At 52.0% G+C, this 4,142-nt stretch carries 4 protein-coding genes; all 4 read right to left on the bottom strand.

The window, feature by feature from the left end:
* Positions 1 to 196 precede the first annotated feature (196 nt).
* Complete coding sequence (locus KOR42_RS25840; protein WP_146512684.1) at positions 197 to 1,171, bottom strand: type II secretion system F family protein; 975 nt, start codon at positions 1,169 to 1,171, stop codon at positions 197 to 199.
* A 167-nt stretch (positions 1,172 to 1,338) separates the two neighbouring features.
* A complete protein-coding gene (locus KOR42_RS25835; RefSeq protein ID WP_146512683.1) occupies positions 1,339 to 1,626 on the bottom strand; it encodes a type II secretion system F family protein in 288 nt (95 codons plus the stop codon).
* Between the two features lie 21 nt (positions 1,627 to 1,647).
* Positions 1,648 to 2,214 (bottom strand): type II secretion system F family protein, encoded by a 567-nt coding sequence (locus KOR42_RS25830; protein ID WP_231741142.1) that lies wholly within the window; start codon positions 2,212 to 2,214, stop codon positions 1,648 to 1,650.
* A gap of 94 nt (positions 2,215 to 2,308) precedes the next feature.
* A complete protein-coding gene (locus KOR42_RS25825; protein ID WP_146512681.1) occupies positions 2,309 to 3,520 on the bottom strand; it encodes a CpaF family protein in 1,212 nt (403 codons plus the stop codon).
* Between the last annotated feature and the right edge of the window lie 622 nt (positions 3,521 to 4,142).

Raw genomic sequence — 4,142 nt, 5'->3', positions numbered from 1 at the left:
ACGGTAAGCTGAATGGCGAGTACCGCTCACAGATGACCAGGACAGAACTCGAAACAAAAGGATACGGCAGACGCTGACTTGTGGAATCATTCATGAGCGGATTGAAGCGAACCACAGGTGCCGCACTCTCAGCCAGAAGCGAGAAAGCCCTGTTCGTCGAAGCCGCCCTCAAAGTCCTCGCCTACGCCCTGAGGCGTTAGCCCACGATCAAAACCTGTGATTTGTTTTCAACACAGCAATTTCCGAAGTATTCCCAAATCTGAATCGCTGCTGGTCCCGCGAGCACAACAAACACCGAGGGAAAGCTCAGGAGTAAAGTGGGGATCAGGATCTTCACAACAGCTTTCTGCGCCCGTTCCTCAGCTTTCATCTCCCGCTTGGTTCTTAGAAGATCAGCATGCGACCGGAAAGCATCCGAGATTCGAGTCCCGTACTGTCGTGTTTGCTGACAGAGAGTGGCCAGAGACTGGATCTCCTCGCAGTCGCTGCGTTCTGCAAAATTCATCAGAGCCTGATCTACGGAGGCCCCGAGGTTAATTTCGCTGCGTACACGGGCCATTTCGTTCGAAAGCACCGGGTGAGCGTTTCCGATTTCGGAGGAAACTCTTTGGAGCGCCGATTCCAAACTTAACCCGCTGGTCAAACAGGTGATCATCAGATCCAGGAAGTCGGGAAGACCTTTCAGAAGAGTTAAGTGCCGCTTTGTTTTCCTTCGATCAAGCCAGAAACCCGGTGCGAGCATTCCCAGCCCACCACCGATCAACGAGATCCAGAATGCCAGTTCAGCACCGATGAGACGAAACGCCAACAGCGATAACGCAATCACTGTTGGAAGTACGGTGAGTCCGATCGTCGCCATGAAATAATAAGCTTGAGCCTGCCGACCATAGAAGCCCGCATGCCGCAGCCGACTCTCTAACTGGCCGACCGACCCGTTCATCGACGCTTCACCACCACCCGGGAGTCTCGAAGCGACACCTCCGATCGTCGACTTCACCAGCTTGCCGAGTTTTGACTCCGGAACCTGATTCGGATTGAATCGTCGAGATGCCTCTTCGACGCGCCGTTGTGTTCGATGATCACCGTTGAAAAACAAGTGCGAGATCGCATAGACCACTCCTGCAAATCCGCAGAAGGCGACCATTGAATTGACGACCTGACTCGGGAACATAATCTCACCTGGATGTCGTGAACGAAAACGCAGTCTTCATTAACATCCGTGTTTTACTTACCGGGGACAATCGCGAACATTGTTAACGATTGCGACTAAACCACTCGTCGTGAGTGCGTCCTTGTGTGTTTCTTATACGGGCTTCATAGTTCGAAAGCTCCGCGAAATTAGTATTCGAAGTTAATGATCTTTCGAATCCACAAAATCCCTGCGGCGATTGCAACGGTCAACCCGACCAGCAGATATGGATAATTCAACAAGATGCTGGCGTATTGACGGTCAAGCAAATAGATCCCGATAAACGCTCCGAACGGCATCAGCGAAAGCACATTTGCTTGCATGCGGCCTTCACCTGTGATGGCCCAGATCTTCATCGCGAGCTTTCCACGTTTCCGGGAAAGTTCGGCCAGATTCTCGAGGACTTCTGACGGGTCTCCGCCCGCCTGCCGCTGCATGAGCAGTGCGACTGAGAAGAGTTAAAACTCGACGACACCAGTTCGCTGAGCCATATCGCGCAGAGTCAGTTCGTACGGCAGACCGAGATTCTGTTGTTCGCAGCAGTACGTCAATTCGTCGGAGACTGGTGAACTCGTTTGCTTGGCCACGATCTGCAAAGCATTTTGAATCGTTTGGCCTGCCTGAACAGAGCGTCGCATGAAATCGAAGACTTCCGGAAGCTGTTCGGAGAGTTTCCGCATCCGCTTGCGATGCGCTACGACGACATGAACCCACGGAATGACTGCTCCCGCCAACATTGCTCCGAACGTGATGGAGTAGTGACAGTATAACGCGGGCAACACTCCAGCTACTGTTGCGAACAGGACCGAGCGTCGACAGACATCTGCGATCGTTAATCGCAGGCCGGACTGCTCAAGGTAGAGTTCCAGCTTCTGTTGAAAGTTGGGATTGAACTCTTCCCCGCTGCTGGCACCGCCCGCCTTCCACTCCTTGAACAGTCGGGATTTGCTGACTTGCTCACGGACAAGCTTTCGCTGTTGCTCCGAGACTCGCTCATCAATTCGTTTTCGACTCGACGAAAACATATCCGCGATCAACATGACAACCGCGATGATGGACAGTCCGGCAGCAATCGCTGGGGGGGGGAGCTGAAAATTGTGGAAATATCCATGTCAGATCTCAGACAATCGCAGCGACGCGATCGATACGTTCGGGGTGAAGTTCTTTTTCTTCAAACATTTCGTGGGAGAGTTCCGATCCGGCAACTCTCAGCTGTTCCAGGCATCGTGGACGAATCCCAGTGGCGCTAAACACTCCTGTCACCGCTCCATCATCGGTCACGCCAGTTTTTCGGAAGGAGAAGATGTCGTGCGACTCAATCACACTACCATTCGTTCCGGTCAGCTCTGTGATTTGTGTCACTTTACGCTCCCCATTGGAAAGACGTTCGCAGTGCACAACGATCTGAATTGCAGATCCGATTAGTTCATTGATAAGCCATGATGGAAGATCGAAACCGGCCATCCCGACGAGCATCTCCAGTCGTCGAAATGGATCACGTGCGGAATTTGCGTGAATGGTGGTCAAGCTTCCTGAGTGACCGGTTGTCATCGCCTGAAGCATGTCAAACGCTTCGACTCCTCGACATTCCCCTATGATGATTCGATCCGGTCTCATTCGGAGAGAGTTCTTCAACAGCTCGCGAGCTGTGATTTCACCCTTCCCTTCAAGATTCGGTGGACGAGTTTCCATCCGTGCGACGCGAGGCTGATCGAGTTGCAGTTCCGCAGCATCTTCGATGGTGACAATTCGCTCACGTTTGGGGATGAACCCGGAAAGGACATTTAAGAGTGTCGACTTCCCGCTTCCTGTCCCCCCCGAGACAACAACATTCAATCGCGAACGGAAACAGGCCATGAGAAACCTGCTCATCTCTTTCGTCATCGCTCCCCGGGCGATCAAGTCCTGGATCTCGAGAGGACGATTGCCAAAGCGGCGAATCGAAACTAACGCACCCGCAAGTGCCAGTGGCCGAATGACGGCGTTGACGCGACTTCCATCGGCGAGTCGAGCATCAACCATCGGGCTGGACTCATCGAGGCGGCGGCCCACTTTACTGGCGATTCGTTGCACGATTTCGATGAGATGATCTTCATCATAAAATCGGACGTTCGTGTCTTCGAGTTGCCCGCGTCGTTCGATGGAAACACGTTCCGGGCCATCGATGAGAATGTCGCTAATTGTCGGATCACGCAAGAGAGGTTCGAGCGGCCCCAACCCAAGAGTTTCGTCGATAACTTCCTCGACGAGGCGCTTTTGATCTTCATGAGAAAGGACGTCGCCCCGAAACCGGCAGAGATCTTCAATCCCGACGCGAAGCTGTCGCCGCATCTCGTAATCATTTAATCCGCTGATCGAATCGAAATCGAGTGCTTAGATCAAATGCTTATGAATATCCTTCTTAATCGCCTGGAATCGTGATCGATTCGCATCACTCGCTCCATTGCCTGGATGATCGATAGTTTTGGGACTCGCACTCATTATTAACCTTTAGCCAATGGAGTTTAGCGATGTACTCGGTCTTCTTGACGAGTTAATCTAATGCATCCCGTGCAGGATTTTGGAGCGGGCGGCCTCTTCAAAGGTAAAAACAACCCATAGCCTGTTTAATTAATTGAACACCTCGTTTGGCAATCCCCACAGTTTCTTTAGGAGTTGCCGACCTCTTATCCTGCGCCTTTTCGTTCTTGCTGCGTTCCAGCAGGCTCCGGGTAATCCTGTTCATAGCTCGACTGTACTTGCACTTTGGAGACTCTTTCACCAGTGCAACGCCACAGTTGATTGCATGATTGACTTGTGAGAGGCTATCCGGAAACTGAGGTTTTTTGAAAGTCTGGTTTTGTTCACACTTTGCGGTTCATCAACGCAAAGGAGTGCACGGTGTCCGAGGCGATTCGAAAAGCGTACCCAAGTGACCTGACTGACCTTCAGTGGGAGATGATCGAAATGATTC

Source organism: Thalassoglobus neptunius, assembly GCF_007859735.1.
Classification (GTDB): Bacteria; Planctomycetota; Planctomycetia; order Planctomycetales; family Planctomycetaceae; genus Thalassoglobus; species Thalassoglobus neptunius.
Note: the sequence above shows the minus strand (reverse complement) of the source record. Positions and strands in the feature narration are given on the sequence as shown.

Coding starts and splice junctions, on each gene's coding strand:
- KOR42_RS25840 (WP_146512684.1), bottom strand. CDS start 1,171: ATGTTCCCGAGTCAGGTCGTCAATTCAATGGTCGCCTTCTGCGGATTT.
- KOR42_RS25835 (WP_146512683.1), bottom strand. CDS start 1,626: ATGCAGCGGCAGGCGGGCGGAGACCCGTCAGAAGTCCTCGAGAATCTG.
- KOR42_RS25830 (WP_231741142.1), bottom strand. CDS start 2,214: ATGTTTTCGTCGAGTCGAAAACGAATTGATGAGCGAGTCTCGGAGCAA.
- KOR42_RS25825 (WP_146512681.1), bottom strand. CDS start 3,520: ATGCGGCGACAGCTTCGCGTCGGGATTGAAGATCTCTGCCGGTTTCGG.